Here is a 17,351-nt window from a genome sequence, read left to right on the forward strand (position 1 = left end):
GTCTTATGGGTATTCTTCAGGAATTATTGAAAGATATTCCAGTGCCCAAAATGGCAAAAGTCAAAGTAAAGTTTGACGATAATAGGATCGAAAATCTTGGGCAGGCATTAAATGAAAAATTAAAACAAGAAAAAATTCAGCAAAAAATTAAACCAGGAATGGAGATTGCAATCGCGGTAGGAAGCAGGGGGCTTGATCGTATTGTGGAAATTACTGCAACTACGGTGCAGTTTCTAAAAGAGTTAGGAGCAAAACCGTTTATTGTTCCGAGCATGGGAAGTCATGGTGGTGCAACGGCAGAAGGACAACGCGCAGTTTTGGAGCATCTTGGGGTGACAGAAGAGAGTGTCAAAGCAGAAATCCGTTCTTCAATGGAAGTTGTGAAGATCGGAGAGTTGCCAAACGGTTTGCCTGTTTATGTTGATACATTCGCTTCAAAAGCTGATGGAATTGTGGTAATCAACCGTGTAAAACCACATACCGCATTTCGTGGGCCAGTTGAAAGTGGAATTATGAAAATGATCAGTATTGGCTTGGGCAAGCAAAAAGGTGCCGAAGCGTGTCATCAGTTGGGATTCAAGTACATGGCTGAACATGTACCCGCGATGGCCAAGATGATCATGGAAAAACTGCCAGTTCTATTTGGGGTAGCAACGATTGAAAATTCATTTGATAAAGTGGCGCGAATTGAAGTGCTTGCTGTTGAGGAAATCGCTGAAAAAGAGGTTGAGCTACAAAATATATCTAAACAATTGATGCCCAAACTTTTTTTTGATCAATTGGATGTTCTTGTAGTCGATGAGATTGGCAAAAATATCAGTGGGGATGGTATGGATCCCAATATTACGGGACGTTATCCAACTCCTTACGCTTTCGGAGGACCAGACATTAATAAGATCGTTGTACTAGATGTGACGCCACAGTCAGAAGGAAACGCAAATGGAGTGGGAACAGCAGATTTTACGACAAAACGGCTTTTAGACAAAATGGATTTAGAAGGAACATATGCAAATGGTCTGACGTCAACTGTTGTGGCTCCAACAAAAATTGCCACAACATTGCCTAATGACCACGAAGCGATTCAAGCAGCTATTAAGACAAGCAACATATTGGATTTTAAACAAGTGAAGATGGTACGCATCAAAAACACATTGCAGCTTAGTGAAATTGAGGTATCCGAAGCTTTACTTGAACAGGTGGCAGAACATTCAAATATGGATAAGTGCTCAGATCTTTATCATTTACAATTCGACGAAAACGGAAATTTGTTTTAAATTCGAAGGGAGTTTTCAAGTGAATTCGTTATTTGATTTGTCCGGAAAAACATCCGTAGCAATCGGCGGAAATAGTGTGTTGGGATCAGCCATGGCGAAAGGATTGGCTGAACATGGGGCCAAGGTGGCTATTGTTGGCCGCAATTTGGACAAAGCTCAAGAAGTTGTCAAGGATATTGAACATACCGGAGGAGTAGCGAAGGCTTTTCAAGCTGATGTCAGCTCGCGTGATTCACTCGTAAACGTTGCAAAAGAAATTGAACAATGGTCTGGCGGCTGGGATATTCTTTTGAATGCACCGGGGAAAAATAGTTCAACACCTTTTTTTGAATTGGGAATGGACGAATGGGATGACATTATGGACGTGAATTTAAAAGGAATTGTGTTAACATGCCAGATTTTTGCGAAGAAAATGATCGAGCAAAATAGGAAAGGCAGTATTATTAATATTTCGTCCGTTTCTTCCACGACGCCTTTGTCAAAAGTATTTACGTATTCTGTATCGAAAGCAGGTCTCAATAGTGTAACGCAGTTTTTGGCACGGGAATTTGCTGCATATGGCATTCGTGTAAATGCTATTATACCTGGGTTTTTCCCTGCTGAACAAAATCGGAAAATTTTAAGTAAAGACAGAATCGAGTCAATTATGAAGCATACACCGATGAATCGTTTCGGTGAACCGGAAGAGTTGCAAGGCACAGCAATTTGGCTTGCTTCAGAACAAGCATCAAGTTTTGTTACAGGTACATTGATTCGAGTTGACGGCGGTTTTGGGAGCATGACCATTTAAATGAGGACATGACTTATATGCCTGAATTTTTCTTGTACTTGAATTTAGAATAACTAAAGATCAGGTCTTTTCTGAATAGATAGAATGAAGCTTTTATTAAAGAGGGCGATGTGGCATGACAAGAGAGTTTGTACTGGGTCTTGATATTGGGACAACTAGTGTTAAAGCATGTATTTTTAATTTGAATGGTACATTGATTGCCGAAGCAGAAAAAATGATCACATCCTATTACCCACAACCTGGGTGGGTGGAGCAAAGTCCGGATGAAATCGAACACTCAGCCGTTTTGGCCGTAGAGGAAGCGATTTTGAAAGCAGACATTGGGAAAGAGGAGTTGATCTCTCTCGGATTTTCTGCTGCTATGCATTCACTTATTTGCATCGATGAGAATGGCAAGCCACTCTCTCCTGCGCTAATTTGGGCGGATGGAAGAGGGTCTGCTCAAGCAGAAAAAGTATCGGAAACAATTGGTGATAGGGTGTATGCCAAAACAGGGACGCCCATTCACCCAATGACACCATTCATAAAATTATTATGGATGAAGGAAACACAATATGAACCGTATCGAAAAGCAAAATACTTTATGTCAATTAAGGAGTATATTCTCTTGCGTTGGTTCGGCCAAAGAGTGATTGACTATTCCATGGCATCTGCAACCGGGCTGTTTAACCCTGGCACACTTCGCTGGGAAGAGGAATTGTTGGCGCTTGCGGGTATACGCAGTGAGCAACTTTCTGAAATTGTTCCGCCAACGAGACAATTAACTGGAATTGAGCAAAGTGTAGCTAAAGCTATCGGTATTTCCCATGAAATGCCGTTTGTAGTGGGAGCTGCCGACGGCCAATTGGCCAACTTGGGGATTGGAGCGATTCTTCCGGGAGAAGTTGCTGTTTCTGTTGGCACAAGTGGAGCAATCCGGCAATTAACAAAAGGAGTTAAAATAAATGAAACTCATGAAACATTTTGTTACTCCTTTACTGAGGATTCTTCCATAATTGGGGGTCCCACGAATAATGGCGGTATCGCTTTACAATGGTTAAAAGAGCTTTTAAATTACCAAGGAAGTTATGATCAATTTCTGGCAGAAGCGGAATCGGTTGCACCAGGTGCTGAAGGGATAATCTTTCTGCCTTATATAAATGGGGAAAGAGCACCGCTATGGAATCAGCGGGCCAAAGGGAACTTTTATGGTGTTACTATTTCGCATAAAAAAGAACATTTTATTCGTGCAGTCCTCGAAGGAATCACGTTTAATCTTTATCAAATAGGAAAAGGATTAGAGCGATTGGCTGGGGAGCCTAGGAAAATTTTCGTGAACGGTGGTTTGGCCAGATCTTCACTGTGGCTGCAGATGATGGCTGATGTATTTGAAACGGAAATTTACGTACCGGAAAGCTACCACAGTGCTGCATGGGGAGCGGCATGGGTTGCATTAGTTGCGATTGGCAAGGTTCATTCTTTTGAAGAAATTAAAAGAAATATACCAATGGGAACGCCAATTGTACCAAATAAGGAAACCTGCGAAATTTATAAAAAAGTTTATGAAAACTATGAAAAGTTAACAAAAGATATCGCCAAGAACTTTTAATTCTCTCATAGTAATATAGAATAATACCTGAATCCGTGATTGGGATAGCCATATTAATAGATTTGAAACGCATCATGGCGAATACTAAAGAAATAGAGAGTTATTCTTATATTTTGATTTTCACCTGTGAGGCGCGCCATGACCGTTCGGTTTACTTTTGAACAATCAGATGAATTTCTAACCTCCCATTCGGGGCTTGCTTCCATCGGAGCCCTTCTTTCTCAAACGAATCTTTCTCAAAAAATTTCTCAGTCCAACGCTTCGGCAACGTTTGGATCAGGCAGCCGCTACCAACGTGCGAACTCTACCTGAAAAATGGACATCGATCCTCGGGAGGAGTCGATCCAGTTACAGTACCAGAAAATCGTTTATTAAACATATTCCATTAAGACAAGTATAGTTGCAACGATTATTGTTAGAAAAGTGGTACAGTTAAAAGTGTTCCTATCATAAAATCATTATATGAAAACGATACAGGAGGAATTTATGGGGGGAGGAACTCAACGGGGAGCTTATATCGGTCATTCCGTTGGCTTAGAAATTGATGAATGGCCCGTATTGGGACCGAAAGAGGAGGAAATGCTGCCCGAAAACGCAGTTATCACCGTTGAACCGAAATTTATGATTCCAAACGTAGGTGCTGTCATGGTTGAAGATAGCATTTTGATTAAAGAAAACGGTTATGAATTACTTGGCTCCGTTGGGCATGAATTATTTGAAATTGGATAGGTTTGCAGACAAGGCCAGAAGATAGGGGGTTGTCCCATAAGCAGAGTCTGCTGAACGATCCTAAGTTACGCCCATTTAACCCAAAATAAGTGTAGCCGCCGCTCCAGGTTCATAAGGGGAATTTGCAAGACACGCATCGTTTCTGCCGCTGTTGAATCCAGAAACGATGCCTTTTTATTACACGTTTTCATTTCACTATGAATATGCCAAAGCAAAAATTTTTCGGATCAATCCAATTTTCCGTAGAACCGTCAAAAAACAAATTGCGCAAGAAGTCCTGCCACGATTCCTGACATGCATACAGACAAAGCCAGAAATCCAAGAACCCGCCAGGAAAATACACGACGAACCATTAGCATCGAAGGCAGGCTGATCACTGGCAGTGTAATCAGCAATGCGGCAGCCGGTCCCATTCCCAGGCCAAACTGCTGCAATGTCTGGATGATGGGAATTTCTCCAGCTGTCGGGATTACAAATAATGTGCCTGCAATCGCAAATCCGATGATGGCCAAAATGCTATGTGCGGCAACTGGTGATAGTTCAGGAAACAACCATGCCCGAGTCATCCCTAATATGAGTACAGAAATAAAATAAACAGGCAATACTTGAATGAGCATGATCATTAGTGATCGAAGCCAGCGAATCCCCCAGAAACCTGCTGTGTCCTGCGGTTCATGGCGAGACAAGATATCCGTCAATTGCTCTGGATCCCGAGCGGGTTGTTCCGTATCGAATCGATTTGCCAAATATGCAACCCCAAACACAAGTATGATGCCAAATATCAACCGAATGATTGTAAACTTCCATGAAAGGACAAATGTCATAAAAACCAGAACAGCCGGATTCAGAGCTGTATTTCCCAGCCAGAATGCAACAGCGGCACCGACAGAACTTGTTTGTTTGCGAAGCCCCACTACCAGTGGTGCAGAACAACACGTTCACATCATTCCCGGCAATGCGGCCAATCCGGCAATCGCTGTCCCCGAAAATGTCCGATTACCCAAAAGACGGATAATCCAATCTTTTGGAACAATGATCTGGATGAGCGAACCAAGCACAACTCCAACAACCAGTGCTTGCCAGATTGCCTGATAATAGGAAACGCTGTATTGCCAAGCGGCATTCCACGACGGAGTGGGTGCAGCATTTGTTTTTCCGGATATAATGGATGCTCCGATGGAATGTTTTTGTATGGCGATAAATGCTTTATGGTAATACGGGTTCCATTTGACCAGGTATAATCCGATGACGGCTACCATCAAAAAAACCAATGCCCCAAGCCAACGATACAGCGAACTGTTCGTTTTTGCCCTCATCTTTGCAGATGTATGCAATCGTATCCCTCCTTCCTCGGATTTATTATACTATGATTCCATATTGCCTATAACAATTTTTTATGTATTTGATAGTTTTTTTTCATGGAATTTATTTTCGAGTTCTGATTCAATCTTTCATGATAAGAAAAACAGAAAGTTTGGGCTGACTAGTACCGCCTGCACTTTGTTTGAGGCGGGAGTAACTTAGATCATTGTCGATGATGATATTGAAGGAAAATGTCGATTTGTGTAGAATAATAAACTATTAGTAGTAAGTAGAAAGACTTTTAGTAGTAAATAGAAAGATGTAATCGATTAAGGAGAACGGGATGAAGTTACGTCGATTTATAAGCAGCAGTTTCATAATAGGTTGTACATTGTTTTCAACATCTGTGCATGCCGATACGATTGACCAATTGCAAAATTCACTAAATAATGCCAATCAACAGGTACAGGATGGCGAACAAAAGCAGAGCCAATTGCAATCACAAATCAACGATGTTCAGCAATCGATCCATCAAGTCAATCAACAAATGAGTATAAATAATCAGAAACTTGACAGTTTGACCAGCCGCATGAACAAGGTCAATCAAGAAATGAAAGACAATGTAAGTAAACTTCATGAATTGCAAACCATCTTCGATCAGCAGTTGAAAGTGATGTACGAAAACGGGACGGTGGATTATTTGTCCGTTTTGCTCAATTCCACGAGCTTTAGCGATTTTCTTTCACGTTTTGATGCACTTCGGTTAATCGCCAATCATAACCAAGACGTAATGAACCAGATCAAATCTTTAAAACTCACTCTTGCAGACCAAAAGAAACAAGTCGCAAATGATATGCAAACAATCAAGCAAAAGCAACAAGAGTTAGCTGTGTTGCAACAAACCAACGAAACATTGCAGAAACAAAAACAAACGCAGTTGGTATCTGTGCAAAGCACAATTGATTCCGCTAAAAAGAATGCAAATTATTTACAAGAACAAATTGCGTTTGCGAAACGGGAAGCAAAAATGAGCATACAGCAACCGATCACGGAAACATATCCTGCCGGTGGTTCGGCTCTTGCGTCTAGAGGAAACAGCCTGCTTTCCGGTGTATCTGCAAATCAAATCGTTTCCATTGCGGGACAGTATACGGGAGTTCCGTATGCATGGGGTGGAACCACTCCGAGCGGTTTTGATTGTTCAGGTTATACTCAATACGTTTTCAGTCAAGCGGGTGTTTCTTTAAATCGAACATCCCAAGGGCAATTTTCTCAAGGAATGAGCGTGTCGCGAAGCGAATTGAAACCTGGTGATTTGGTTTTCTTTTCTACATACGGTCCCGGAGCGACACATGTCGGGATTTATATAGGGGCAGGATTGTTTATTGACGCGGAGGATAGCGGTGTGCGCGTCAGCAGTTTATCGAATACATATTGGGGACCGAGATATATTGGAGCGAGAAGAATCGTTCAATAAATAAATATATGAGACAGAAAGGCGTTTCCGGTTGGAACCGCCTTTTCTACTGATGACGTGGCATTGCAGTTTATTACCCATGTCCAATAAAATGACCCAGCGATTCCGCCGATTGGCTACCTATACTTTCCTAAATTTGTTACAATACGTAAAGCCGAACTTGGTGCTTCAGCACCTTGGGAGACTTATCCCTGATATGACAATGTTTTCGATGAAAAATAAAGATATAGACTCATCTGTTTTCAAATGTTCGTGTAAAATTTTTTGCTTTTAACACTGTCTTAATGTATCTTTGGTATAATGTTCCTGAATTGAATAGTTTTATTTACTATTTACGAAAATGGCAAACTTATCCGAAAGGTAAGGACGCAAAGCCGCGGGTCTAAGGTTGATAAACTATGATCGCCGGGTTACCGAAAATACGTAATTATTTTTGGTATGGACTGCAGCTTCCTTTTCGTAAAAGGAAGTTTTTTTATTTTTGAAATTTAATGTTGAGGGTGATGAAAATGGCATTTCAAAAAACTGGTCAACAATCGATGTGGATTCAAACGGTACGTACATTTATGGAGGATCATCATGTTGAGAGTGAGTTAAAAAACGAAACTGAGCAATTGCCTTGGAACATTCGGCAAGCGTCAGGCAAAGCGGGGTTAATCGGTCTTGACATTGCTTTAGAAGATGGCGGAGCGGGATTAAGTGCCTTGACTATGGGGCATTTGTATGAAGAATGTGGAAGATATGGATTGAATACACGGGAAGTGATTGGCGCAGGACATGGAAATATGATTGCGAAATTCGGCAATGCCGATCAAAAGAAACGCTATTTACCGAGACTTATGAGCGGGGACCTGCTGGTTGGCGTGGGATTAACCGAACCTGGTACCGGATCGGATCTTGCAAAAACACAAACCTTTGCCAGAAAAGAAGGTTCAAACTACATACTAAACGGGGAGAAAGAATTTGTCAGTCGGGTCAATGAGGCAGGGGTCTTTATTGTATTCGCTCAAACCAATACAGAAGCAGGTGCACGAGGATTAACAGCTTTTATCGTCGATATGGATAGGCCAGGGGTTGAGAAATACAATTTGGAACCGATGGGATTAAAAGGTTGGTCGTATGGAGGATTCAGACTTCATGATGTTGTTGTGCCTGCGAGTAACAGATTAGGCGAAGAAGGAGAAGGATTTAAGATTTTCAATACACATTTTGGATACTGGCGTGTACTCATGGGAATCATTTGTGTCGGCAGTGCACAACGAGCGATCGAACAAGCGATCGATTACTCCAAAGAGAGACAGGCATTTGGCGGACCAATTGGACGATTCCAGTCTGTGATGCACAAAATTTCCGAAAGTGCAACCAAACTCGAAGCAGCACGTCTTCTTTCCTTTAAGGCATTGGATTATTTGGATAAAGGGCATTCAAACGTGATGGAAGCGTCGATGGCAAAATGGTATAGCACAACTGTAGCATATGAAGCAATTGATCATGCTCTCCAAATCCATGGAGCACGCGGATATGTGATCGATTATGGCTTGGAACAACGCCTGCGCGATGTACGGGGGTTACAAATTGCCGATGGCAGCACAGACACGTTGAAATCCCTTATTGGTCGGGACTTGATGGGTAAAGAGATTTATGATGCGATGCTTGGCAGAACCGCAAAACCGAAACCAGCGGAAAAGGAACTGGAGTTCGCAGGCTAAGAATCTAGCAATTTTAAATAATAGGGAGTGTCTTTTCTATGATTACAGCGATTGGCTTGCAAGACATAGTGGTGGCGGATACCGCCATCTCCTATGTCAATGGAGAAAAAGGTCAGCTTGTATATAGGGGGCATTGGGCAAAAGACCTGGCCGTTCATCATACATTTGAGGAGGTTGCCCACTTGATATGGTACGGGAGCCTGCCGAGTCCAGAGAAATTTGTTGAATTTCAAGCAAAGTTCGTCAAAGAACGGGAACTGCCTGACTATATTCATTCGATTCTGAATGTGCTTCCGGCAGACATGACCATGATGGATGTGATTCGTACAGTCATTTCCGCACTCGGAACATCCGGTTATGAGTATCCGCCGACATTCGATCAGGCGATTTCTCTAACGGCAAAACTTCCGACGATTATTGCTTATCGCTATCATCGTCTGCGTGGTCGGGAAATTGTCAAACCGAGAAAAGATTTATTGTATAGTGAAAATTACTTATACATGTTGAATGGGGAATGTGCACTTCCTGCACAAGTAAGGGCGCTTGACTCATACATGGTTTTAACCATTGAGCATGGAATGAATTCGTCCACGTTTGCGGGAAGAGTCGTTGCATCCACACATTCGGATCTGGTATCTTCGATAACGGCAGCGCTTGGGGCTTTGAAAGGACCTTTGCATGGCGGTGCTCCAGCGCAAGTGACGGCCATGCTAGAAGCCATCGGAACAAAAGAAAATGCGGAACATTGGGTGCGAAATGCTTTGGAACAAGGAACGCGTTTAATGGGATTTGGTCATAGGATCTACAAAACAGTAGACCCGAGGGCTGTCGCACTACGCGACATTGCGCAACAATTAGCAGGTGACGATTATTGGCTAGATCTTGCCATTCATACAGAAGATGTCATTCTACGGTTGTTGAAGGAATACAAGCCGAACTTAAAACTGAACACCAATGTTGAATTTTATTCGGCAGCGGTAATGAAAGCCGTTGGACTTGACGGGGATTTATTTACACCAACGTTTGCCGCAAGTCGCATGGTCGGATGGACGGCTCATTGTATCGAAGCTGTAAGCAGCCGATTGATTTATCCGGAGTCTCGTTATATAGGCGATATGCCTGCAGTTGAATAAACAATTGCGGATGGAAGAAAGGAGTTTTAAATGATTCGATTACTCGTCATATTTCTTGCAACAACCAACGTTTTTATACTTTTATACGCTCCACAACCGTTGCTTCCTTTGTTTTCAAAGGAGTTTCATGTTTCTATTTCTATGGCGAGTCTTTCCATATCGTTAACGATTATTATGCTTGCTATTGCTTCCTTGCTTTTGTCACCTGTTTTAGATCGATGGGGCAGAAAACAAGTAGTTTTGCTATCAAGTGCATTATTAATCGTACCAAGCGTAATGCTCTCGTTTACACATACCTTTGCTTGGGTGCTTGTTTGGAGAACGTTATATGGGCTATTTATTCCAGGAGTGACAGCGATTCTTGTGGCTTATACATCTGAGGAGTTTCCAAAGGAAAAACGCGGCCGTGTTGTAGGAACGTATGTAAGTGCAACTGTGATGGGCGGATTGCTGGGTCGCGTCATAGCTGGTCCAATCGCCGATGCGTATTCCTGGCAAGCTGTATTTGCCGTGATTGCAGGTTTCTCAACACTTGTTTGTTTGTTCGTTTGGTTGTTTCTTCCTAAATCACGGCATCAAACCAAAAGCGATCCAAAAAGTTTTGGCACCCATATGAAAAATCCTGCGCTCTTAGGCACGTTTTTTATTGGTTTTTCTCAGTTTTTTGCGTTTATAGCGTTTTTTACATATCTTCCTTTCTATGCGAGCAAGGAACTGAATTTAAATATTGTGCAAATATCGCTACTTTATATCACATATTTGTTTGGAGTGTTTTCAGCACCTGCCGCCGGGTTTTTATCCGATCGAATCGGCAGGCGTTCCACTATGGCAATCGGACATATCATTGGAGCGTTGGGAATTTTCGTAACATTGATTCCATCCATTACTTGTCTCGTTTTAGGTGCGTCATTATTAACGCTTGGGAACTTTGCGTCACAATCAGCAACTACCGCTTATGTGACAGATATTGCAAAACACTCCAGGGGAGCTGCTTCTTCTCTTTATCTTGTTTTCTTTTATACGGGAGGAAGTTTAGGAGCATGGATTCCAGGAGTCATATGGAGGTCGTATGCTTGGCACGGGCTTGTAACGGTAAGCATAGGAACTATCCTATTTGCTTTGCTAAGCAATTTCATTCTTGCAGGCAAAACATTAGAAGCAAGAAGGATGCCGTAATATACAAATGATAGGAGAACAATGGGGAAATGGCTATGAAAGGACTTACAATAAAAAACAGATTAATTGGATCATTTGCAGCAATATTAATCATTCCTAGCATCACTATCGGTTATTTATCCTATTCCGACGCACAAACTCAAATCAAACAGCAACTGGTTCGATCGGCTGATCAAAATGTGGGACTGCTGAATTCTATCATCACAAACACATTAAAAGGGAAATTTCAAGATTTGGATCGACTATCAAAACTCATCACACAGACGGATTATCAAGGAAATGAAACATCTGTTGCCGCGCAAAAACTGGAAAATTATGCGGCATATCAAGAAGACATAAAAAGCGCATTTGTCGTTACGAACACAGGGGATATCATAACACCATCCACGCAAAAATTGCCGGGGAACTTTAACCCCAAAACGTCCACATGGTATCAGGAAGCCATGCGCCAAAAAGGGAAAGTAATACTGTCAGGGCCCTTTGTAAATCCGGCAGATAAGTCTCTGCTTGTGACTATCGCGAAAACGACAGCTGACGATAGCGGAGTAATCGGCATGAATTTTAATCTGAAAAATATAGCAGATCAAACAAAAAACATTAAGTTCGGGAATCAGGGATATATAGTAGTGTATGATGAGAATAAAAAATTCTTGATTCATCCAACCATAGCTCCCGGCAAGAAAATACCGGCGTATGATGATGGTTTGTATCGACAGAAATCTGGTACAGTAAATTATATGTTCAACGGTCAGCCAAAGATGATGATCTTTGATACGAATCCTTTGACTGGTTGGAAAATTGCCGGCAATATGTCAACAAGCGAAATCACGGATTTAGCGTATCCAATCTTATATAAATCATTTTTCGTAACAATGATCGCACTGATTATTGGTGGACTATTGGTATATTTCATCATTCGTTCGATATTGCGACCGTTAAAGCATATGCTTGGAGTTTCCAAGAAAATCAGTCAAGGCGACTTGACAGAAAAGTTAGAAATTAACTCAAATGATGAATTAAGTCAACTGAGTTTAAGTTTTAATACGATGAGTGATTCGCTTCGTTCCATCGTATCTGAAATTGGCATGACAGTCAGACATCTGGCTTCATCTTCTGAGGAACTATCGGCAAGTACCGAACAAACAAGCAGAGCAACAGAACAGATTGCTGCATCGATTCAAGAAGTGTCCGCAGGATCTCAACAGCAGGCAAAGGATTTAGAACAAGCGTCGCAAACTGTAAGTGAAATGGCTTCCGGAATTCAGCAAATTTCCTATAGTTCAGAAACTGTTTCCACGACTGCTGCTGAAACATCCGAGGCGACGCTAGAGGGCAATAAAGCAATACATAAAGCCATCAATCAGATGAATTCCATCCATACAACAGTACTCGATGCATCTCAGTCGATTAAAGAATTAGGGGATTACGCCAAAAACATCGATACAATCGTTGAAGTGATTACAAACATTTCTTCCCAAACGAATCTTTTGGCTTTAAACGCTGCGATCGAAGCGGCAAGAGCCGGCGAACACGGAAGAGGATTTGCGGTAGTCGCCGACGAAGTGCGGAAACTGGCCGAACAATCGCAAAACTCTGCAAAACAAATTTCTGATTATATTGCAACGATTCAAGTTGGAATCAAGAAAGCAGTTGAATCCATGGATGCCGGAACAAAGGAAGTCAATTCCGGCATAGAAGTGGTGAATTTGGCGAAAAATTCCTTTGGTAAAATTTCTACATCTGTCGATGAGGTATTTCGACAAATTCAAGAAGTTTCTGCTACAACTGAACAAATGTCTGCGGGTGCAGAAGAAATTGTACGAGTGGTAGATCGTATCGTGGAAGCTTCAGAAACAACATCGTCGGCAACACAAACGGTATCTGCTGCGACGGAAGAACAACTGGCATCGATGGAAGAGATATCTTCATTTGCCAGTACTTTGGCGAAAACGGCGGAAGAACTGCAAAGTGTGATAAATAAATTCAGAGTCTAAGTGCAAAAAACAAATTCTAACGACAAAACTTACCGACGGCGCTCGATTATGGGCGCTTGTTTTCATAATTGTGCCAAAGTTGTTTATTGATGAGGTGACGAGTGGATTTTCAGTGGCTCAACAGCGGATCGTTTGATTTCCGTTATTTTTATAATAAGAGAACATTATCCTCATTATAATTATTCTCTATTTTCTAAAAAATGAAAACGGTGATATGATTCATGATTGTGGTTGGGTACAAACCCTTCTACGAGCATATCTTTTCCAATTTCCTTTAATTCAGCCAAAGTATTCTCTTAATCGTTGTCTGTTTTTAATGGATGAACGATTGGATCATTCTTTCGTATCATCCGTAAGAATAATTTTTGAAAACGATGGGGTAAATCCATAATAAAATACGCAAGAACCGTTGCAAGAATTCCAGTTGCATAAAATCCGCATCCAAAAAGCATCCCGATTGCTGCAGTTACCCAGATTCCGGAAGCGGTCGGAATCCCTTTTATTACTTTGTTTTTATAAATGATTCCAGCACCAAGAAAACCGACGCCTGTAACGATTTGCGCGGCAACCCGGTCTGTTTTAAACCCAAACTTCGCCGCGATCACGAACAGACAGGAACCTATGCAGACAAGAGAATACGTTCGGAATATCGCTCCGTATTGGGAAAATGGAAGATCGACAAAGCTTTCACGTTCCAAACCGATCAAACAACCGGCAATAAATGCAATCAAAACTCGAATGACGATAATCGGGAAATATTGAAGTTCTATATCTAGATCGTAAAACAGTAAAATCGCCTTCATTCGTATGCATTTTCTGATTGAAACACAGGAATAGTTTACACAAATTGATACTGGAATAATCCAAATCAGTCGCAGGTTGGATATTTTGGCAGATTTCGTTGCTTATTTTATGTATGTGAGGACATAAGGCCGCTTGGCGGCCTTATGCTGTGGTCGATTAATAGACAGGGACTGTTTTACAAACTTGTGTGTATCCGGGAACAAGCAAGAAGAACAATACGAAGATGATTAAAAACACGACAGCCCACTGGGTATATCCGCCAAAAACGCCATACATGCTGTATCACTCCTCATTAAATAGAGATGGAATATACTATTTAAGGACAGATGGATACGTAGCGGTGAAAGCCTAGTGGATAAAAATTTATGCAAATGCACAGAGGGAACGCGACAATAGCTGCATGTAAGGCGAATGTTTCCTGCAACTGTTTGTTGGATTCATTTGTTGAATTAAAATAAATCATGTTTTAAGATCAGATTTGTCCGGTCCTCGTGATATAAGTAATCACCCAAGGTAGCAGTTATTAAAAAATAGCCGGTTTCATTTGCAGTCAAGCATAGCGTACAATATTGCGGGTCCTTGACAGATTCCAGGGATTTTGACTCAAAAACAGCCTGCAACAGTTGGCTTTCCAGCAAAAAATACTCTGCTTTTCCATCCGTGCCTTCCAATTCTGTTTTTTCTTCCAAGATCTTTGCATCTTTTGGCAAAATTTCGAGTGCTTTTTGTAGTGCTGCTTGTTTATCGCTCAAGGGTTGGTCATTTTGGATAAACTGTACCATAATCGCTCGATCTTCAAAAAAACGAACGAATATCGAGTTGTCTTGAAATCTTCCCCATTCGGTTACACCTGAATTTTCTCCGTAACTTTTTTCAAACGTGTGGTACCGGTCACCCAAACCACCTGTGGAGGTAATTTGTGCAGGAATTTCCTCCGTGATGTTCGAAGTTGGTTTCTTATCTTTATTGAAAAGTTTAAACATGGCTCACCTCTAGATCTGTTTGGTCGATATGCTTTCGTCCATTTCATTATACCAGTATAAAAGGGGCAAAAGTAAAACCAATTATTTCAGACGGAATATTTTCCACGCTGCTTTTCATTTTCCAAATTCATTACATATTTATTCCGAAAATTATGGGTATAGTGGAAATATCAGCGCGAGCTTATTGCACATTTTAATGAAAATGGAGTGTGAAATGAATGGTATCGAAAAAAGTCTTAGGATGGATCGCCGCGGCAACGATTGCAGGTGTAGGCGCAAGTGCGGCAATTCCGGCATTTGCGGCATCCAATACAGCTGCCACAACCAATCAGCAGACAGGCGCTGCTGAACATCATCATAAACACCCGGATCATTTGAAAGAAGTAGCATCCGTTTTAGGTATCGATGCAAAAACATTGCGGGCAGATTTAAAAGCTGGCCAATCGATTGCTGACGTTGCACAAAGCAAAGGAATTTCCGAACAAACCGTTATTTCCAAATTACAGGATGATTTAAAAAGCCATTTGGATGTGGCTGTGAAAAATGGAAAAATGACAGCAGACAAGGAACAAACCATTCTTGCAAAAGCGCCTGCGCGTATTCAAAAACTCGTGGAGCATAAAGGGCTCTTTAAAAAACACAAACATCATAAGCGGCAAATGTTATTCAATGAGGTATCTTCGGTCATTGGCGTTGATAAACAAACATTGCGGGCAGATTTAAAAGCTGGCCAATCGATTGCCGAAGTTGCGCAAAGCAAAGGGATTTCCGAACAAACGTTAATCGCAGATCTGCAAGGGAAGTTACAATCCCGTTTGGATCAAGCTGTCGCTGACGGAAAGATAACAAAGGAAAAAGAGTCCCAAATCCTCTCACATGCGCAAACAAGAATTCAAAAGCTCGTGGAACATAAATTTGTCAAAAAACAAGCATGACATTCATGATTCCTAAAGTGACGATCAAAGCAGCCAGCCGTTCATTCGGTTGGCTGCTTTTTGCATGGAACAATCCTGTAATATGGTAAACTAATGAAGTAGAGGCGAATCCTGCCGAATCGATGTTTCATACGATTTTTCGTAGAATGGAGGAGAAACATTCAGGATGATAAAAAAATCAATGGATGAATTTATACGAAACGACAGAGAGCAAGAGTTGATTCAAATGGTGGACACATTGGCTGCCCGTTTTGCAAAGCGTGCCGCAAAATATGATGTTGAAGGCAGCTTTCCATTTGAAAACTTTGCCGATTTAAAGAGCGCAGGGTATTTGAAGCTCACCGTGCCAAAGGAATTTGGCGGCGATGAGATTTCTCTATATGAAATGCTGCTTTTGCAAGAACGTTTGGCTACGGGTGACGGTTCAACGGCGTTGGCAGTCGGTTGGCACGTTGGACTGATGTTAAATTTACGTTATACGCGAAGTTGGCCGGATGGCTTGTATGCAGAATTCTGCCGGAATGTAGTAGAGAAAGGAACTATGCTGAATAATTTTGCGAGCGAGCCGACAACCGGCAGCCCCACGCGCGGCGGCAGGCCAGCGACGATTGCGGAACGGGTCGACGGCGGTTGGGTAATTACAGGCAGAAAGACGTTCAGTACGTTAAGCCCGGTCTTGGATCAATTTGTCGTGACAGCAAGTATCGCAAATGAAGATTCCGTCGGCGAATTTCTTGTTGCAAAGTCAGAAGGTGTTCAGGTCGAAGAAACATGGGATACGTTAGGGATGCGCGGTACAGGCAGCCATGATTTGATCTTGCAGCGGGCATTTGTTGAAGACGGAAAATTGCTGCGGCGAGTGGTTCCGGGAGAAAAGTCTTTGCAGGATCAGTTGGGAAATGGCTGGCTTTTACATATACCCGCCTGTTATTTGGGCATTGCATTTTCTGCCCGCAATTTTGCCGTTCAATTTGCCAAGCGCCATCGACCCAACAGTCTGCAAGGATCGATTTCAGAACTTCCGCACATCCAGTCACAAATCGGGCAAATGGAAGCGGAATTGCGGACTGCGCGCACGCTTATGTATTCGATAGCTGAGCGCTGGGATCAAGATATTGAGAATCGGCCGCATTTCAAAACCGAGTTGGGATTGGTCAAATATGTTGCGACAAATTCCGCATTGTCCGTTGTTGACAAAGCGATGCGTATCGTAGGCGGATTGAGCCTATATCGGACATTGCCGTTAGAACGTATGTATCGGGATGTGCGGGCGGGATTGCACAATCCGCCGATGGATGATGCGGTCATACGGGATTTGGCGAAAACGGCGCTTTCTGAGGCGTGAAATCTGGAAAGAGCGGCTGCTGAAAGAGCAATTACACGGGAAAGCGAACAAAGAGCCCATATGGGCTCTTTGTCGTTCGACGGTGTCATATTCCTGTTGGAAACCTTCTGTT

At 42.1% G+C, this 17,351-nt stretch carries 14 protein-coding genes, 1 pseudogene and 1 riboswitch; of the genes and pseudogenes, 11 read left to right on the forward strand and 4 right to left on the reverse strand.

Annotation, left to right across the window (positions count from 1 at the left end; translation table 11 throughout):
• Positions 1-5: 5 nt before the first annotated feature.
• The 4 genes from LSG31_RS15645 (at position 6) to LSG31_RS15660 (ending at position 4,381) form a co-directional block, all read left to right on the forward strand.
• Positions 6-1,274, forward strand: coding sequence for a nickel pincer cofactor-dependent isomerase, group 22 (locus tag LSG31_RS15645; RefSeq protein WP_347436000.1), 1,269 nt, complete (start codon positions 6-8; stop codon positions 1,272-1,274).
• Positions 1,275-1,293: 19 nt separating this feature from the next.
• Positions 1,294-2,064 (forward strand): SDR family oxidoreductase, encoded by a 771-nt coding sequence (locus LSG31_RS15650; RefSeq protein WP_347436001.1) that lies wholly within the window; start codon positions 1,294-1,296, stop codon positions 2,062-2,064.
• Positions 2,065-2,179: 115 nt separating this feature from the next.
• A complete protein-coding gene (locus tag LSG31_RS15655) occupies positions 2,180-3,652 on the forward strand; it encodes a gluconokinase (RefSeq protein WP_347436002.1) in 1,473 nt (490 codons plus the stop codon).
• A gap of 462 nt (positions 3,653-4,114) precedes the next feature.
• Positions 4,115-4,381: a M24 family metallopeptidase gene (locus LSG31_RS15660; protein ID WP_347436003.1), complete on the forward strand. Its 267-nt coding sequence runs from the start codon at positions 4,115-4,117 to the stop codon at positions 4,379-4,381.
• Between the two features lie 251 nt (positions 4,382-4,632).
• Here the strand turns inward: LSG31_RS15660 and LSG31_RS15665 are convergent.
• Together LSG31_RS15665 and LSG31_RS15670 are read right to left on the reverse strand one after the other, a co-directional pair.
• Positions 4,633-5,304, reverse strand: a pseudogene (locus LSG31_RS15665) (permease); the annotation flags it as partial.
• Between the two features lie 15 nt (positions 5,305-5,319).
• Positions 5,320-5,715 (reverse strand): hypothetical protein, encoded by a 396-nt coding sequence (locus tag LSG31_RS15670; RefSeq protein WP_347436004.1) that lies wholly within the window; start codon positions 5,713-5,715, stop codon positions 5,320-5,322.
• 311 nt (positions 5,716-6,026) lie between these two features.
• On the opposite strand from LSG31_RS15670, the gene LSG31_RS15675 reads away from it, so the two are divergent.
• The 5 genes from LSG31_RS15675 (at position 6,027) to LSG31_RS15695 (ending at position 13,172) form a co-directional block, all read left to right on the forward strand.
• A complete protein-coding gene (locus LSG31_RS15675) occupies positions 6,027-7,160 on the forward strand; it encodes a C40 family peptidase (RefSeq protein WP_347436005.1) in 1,134 nt (377 codons plus the stop codon).
• 332 nt (positions 7,161-7,492) lie between these two features.
• Positions 7,493-7,578: riboswitch (cyclic di-GMP riboswitch) on the forward strand.
• Between the two features lie 91 nt (positions 7,579-7,669).
• Positions 7,670-8,869 carry an acyl-CoA dehydrogenase family protein gene (locus LSG31_RS15680; protein WP_347436006.1) on the forward strand — a complete coding sequence of 400 codons (1,200 nt, stop codon included), beginning with the start codon at positions 7,670-7,672 and terminating at the stop codon, positions 8,867-8,869.
• A 38-nt stretch (positions 8,870-8,907) separates the two neighbouring features.
• Positions 8,908-10,002, forward strand: a complete 1,095-nt coding sequence (locus LSG31_RS15685) for a citrate/2-methylcitrate synthase (protein WP_347436007.1) — start codon at positions 8,908-8,910, stop codon at positions 10,000-10,002.
• A gap of 30 nt (positions 10,003-10,032) precedes the next feature.
• Positions 10,033-11,178, forward strand: a complete 1,146-nt coding sequence (locus LSG31_RS15690; protein ID WP_347436008.1) for an MFS transporter — start codon at positions 10,033-10,035, stop codon at positions 11,176-11,178.
• 29 nt (positions 11,179-11,207) lie between these two features.
• Positions 11,208-13,172, forward strand: a complete 1,965-nt coding sequence (locus tag LSG31_RS15695) for a methyl-accepting chemotaxis protein (protein ID WP_347436009.1) — start codon at positions 11,208-11,210, stop codon at positions 13,170-13,172.
• Positions 13,173-13,468: 296 nt separating this feature from the next.
• On the opposite strand, the gene LSG31_RS15700 is transcribed toward LSG31_RS15695, so the two are convergent.
• On the reverse strand, positions 13,469-13,975 hold the full coding sequence (locus LSG31_RS15700; protein ID WP_347436010.1) for an MgtC/SapB family protein: 507 nt from the start codon (positions 13,973-13,975) through the stop codon (positions 13,469-13,471).
• A 450-nt stretch (positions 13,976-14,425) separates the two neighbouring features.
• Positions 14,426-14,959 (reverse strand): hypothetical protein, encoded by a 534-nt coding sequence (locus tag LSG31_RS15705; protein WP_347436011.1) that lies wholly within the window; start codon positions 14,957-14,959, stop codon positions 14,426-14,428.
• Positions 14,960-15,177: 218 nt separating this feature from the next.
• On the opposite strand from LSG31_RS15705, the gene LSG31_RS15710 reads away from it, so the two are divergent.
• Entirely contained in the window at positions 15,178-15,894 is a 717-nt protein-coding gene (locus tag LSG31_RS15710) for a hypothetical protein (RefSeq protein WP_347436012.1), read from the forward strand.
• Between the two features lie 166 nt (positions 15,895-16,060).
• Entirely contained in the window at positions 16,061-17,239 is a 1,179-nt protein-coding gene (locus LSG31_RS15715; RefSeq protein ID WP_347436013.1) for an acyl-CoA dehydrogenase family protein, read from the forward strand.
• The last annotated feature ends 112 nt before the right edge of the window (positions 17,240-17,351 follow it).

This window comes from Fodinisporobacter ferrooxydans (assembly GCF_022818495.1).
Classification (GTDB): domain Bacteria; phylum Bacillota; class Bacilli; order Tumebacillales; family MYW30-H2; genus Fodinisporobacter; species Fodinisporobacter ferrooxydans.

Bases quoted from the DNA above. Each gene is read 5' to 3' on its own strand.
- LSG31_RS15655 (WP_347436002.1), top strand. From the start codon at position 2,180: ATGACAAGAGAGTTTGTACTGGGTCTTGATATTGGGACAACTAGTGTT.
- LSG31_RS15700 (WP_347436010.1), bottom strand. From the start codon at position 13,975: ATGAAGGCGATTTTACTGTTTTACGATCTAGATATAGAACTTCAATAT.
- LSG31_RS15710 (WP_347436012.1), top strand. From the start codon at position 15,178: ATGGTATCGAAAAAAGTCTTAGGATGGATCGCCGCGGCAACGATTGCA.
- LSG31_RS15695 (WP_347436009.1), top strand. From the start codon at position 11,208: ATGGCTATGAAAGGACTTACAATAAAAAACAGATTAATTGGATCATTT.
- LSG31_RS15715 (WP_347436013.1), top strand. From the start codon at position 16,061: ATGATAAAAAAATCAATGGATGAATTTATACGAAACGACAGAGAGCAA.
- LSG31_RS15705 (WP_347436011.1), bottom strand. From the start codon at position 14,959: ATGTTTAAACTTTTCAATAAAGATAAGAAACCAACTTCGAACATCACG.
- LSG31_RS15685 (WP_347436007.1), top strand. From the start codon at position 8,908: ATGATTACAGCGATTGGCTTGCAAGACATAGTGGTGGCGGATACCGCC.
- LSG31_RS15690 (WP_347436008.1), top strand. From the start codon at position 10,033: ATGATTCGATTACTCGTCATATTTCTTGCAACAACCAACGTTTTTATA.
- LSG31_RS15645 (WP_347436000.1), top strand. From the start codon at position 6: ATGGGTATTCTTCAGGAATTATTGAAAGATATTCCAGTGCCCAAAATG.
- LSG31_RS15675 (WP_347436005.1), top strand. From the start codon at position 6,027: ATGAAGTTACGTCGATTTATAAGCAGCAGTTTCATAATAGGTTGTACA.
- LSG31_RS15680 (WP_347436006.1), top strand. From the start codon at position 7,670: ATGGCATTTCAAAAAACTGGTCAACAATCGATGTGGATTCAAACGGTA.
- LSG31_RS15660 (WP_347436003.1), top strand. From the start codon at position 4,115: ATGAAAACGATACAGGAGGAATTTATGGGGGGAGGAACTCAACGGGGA.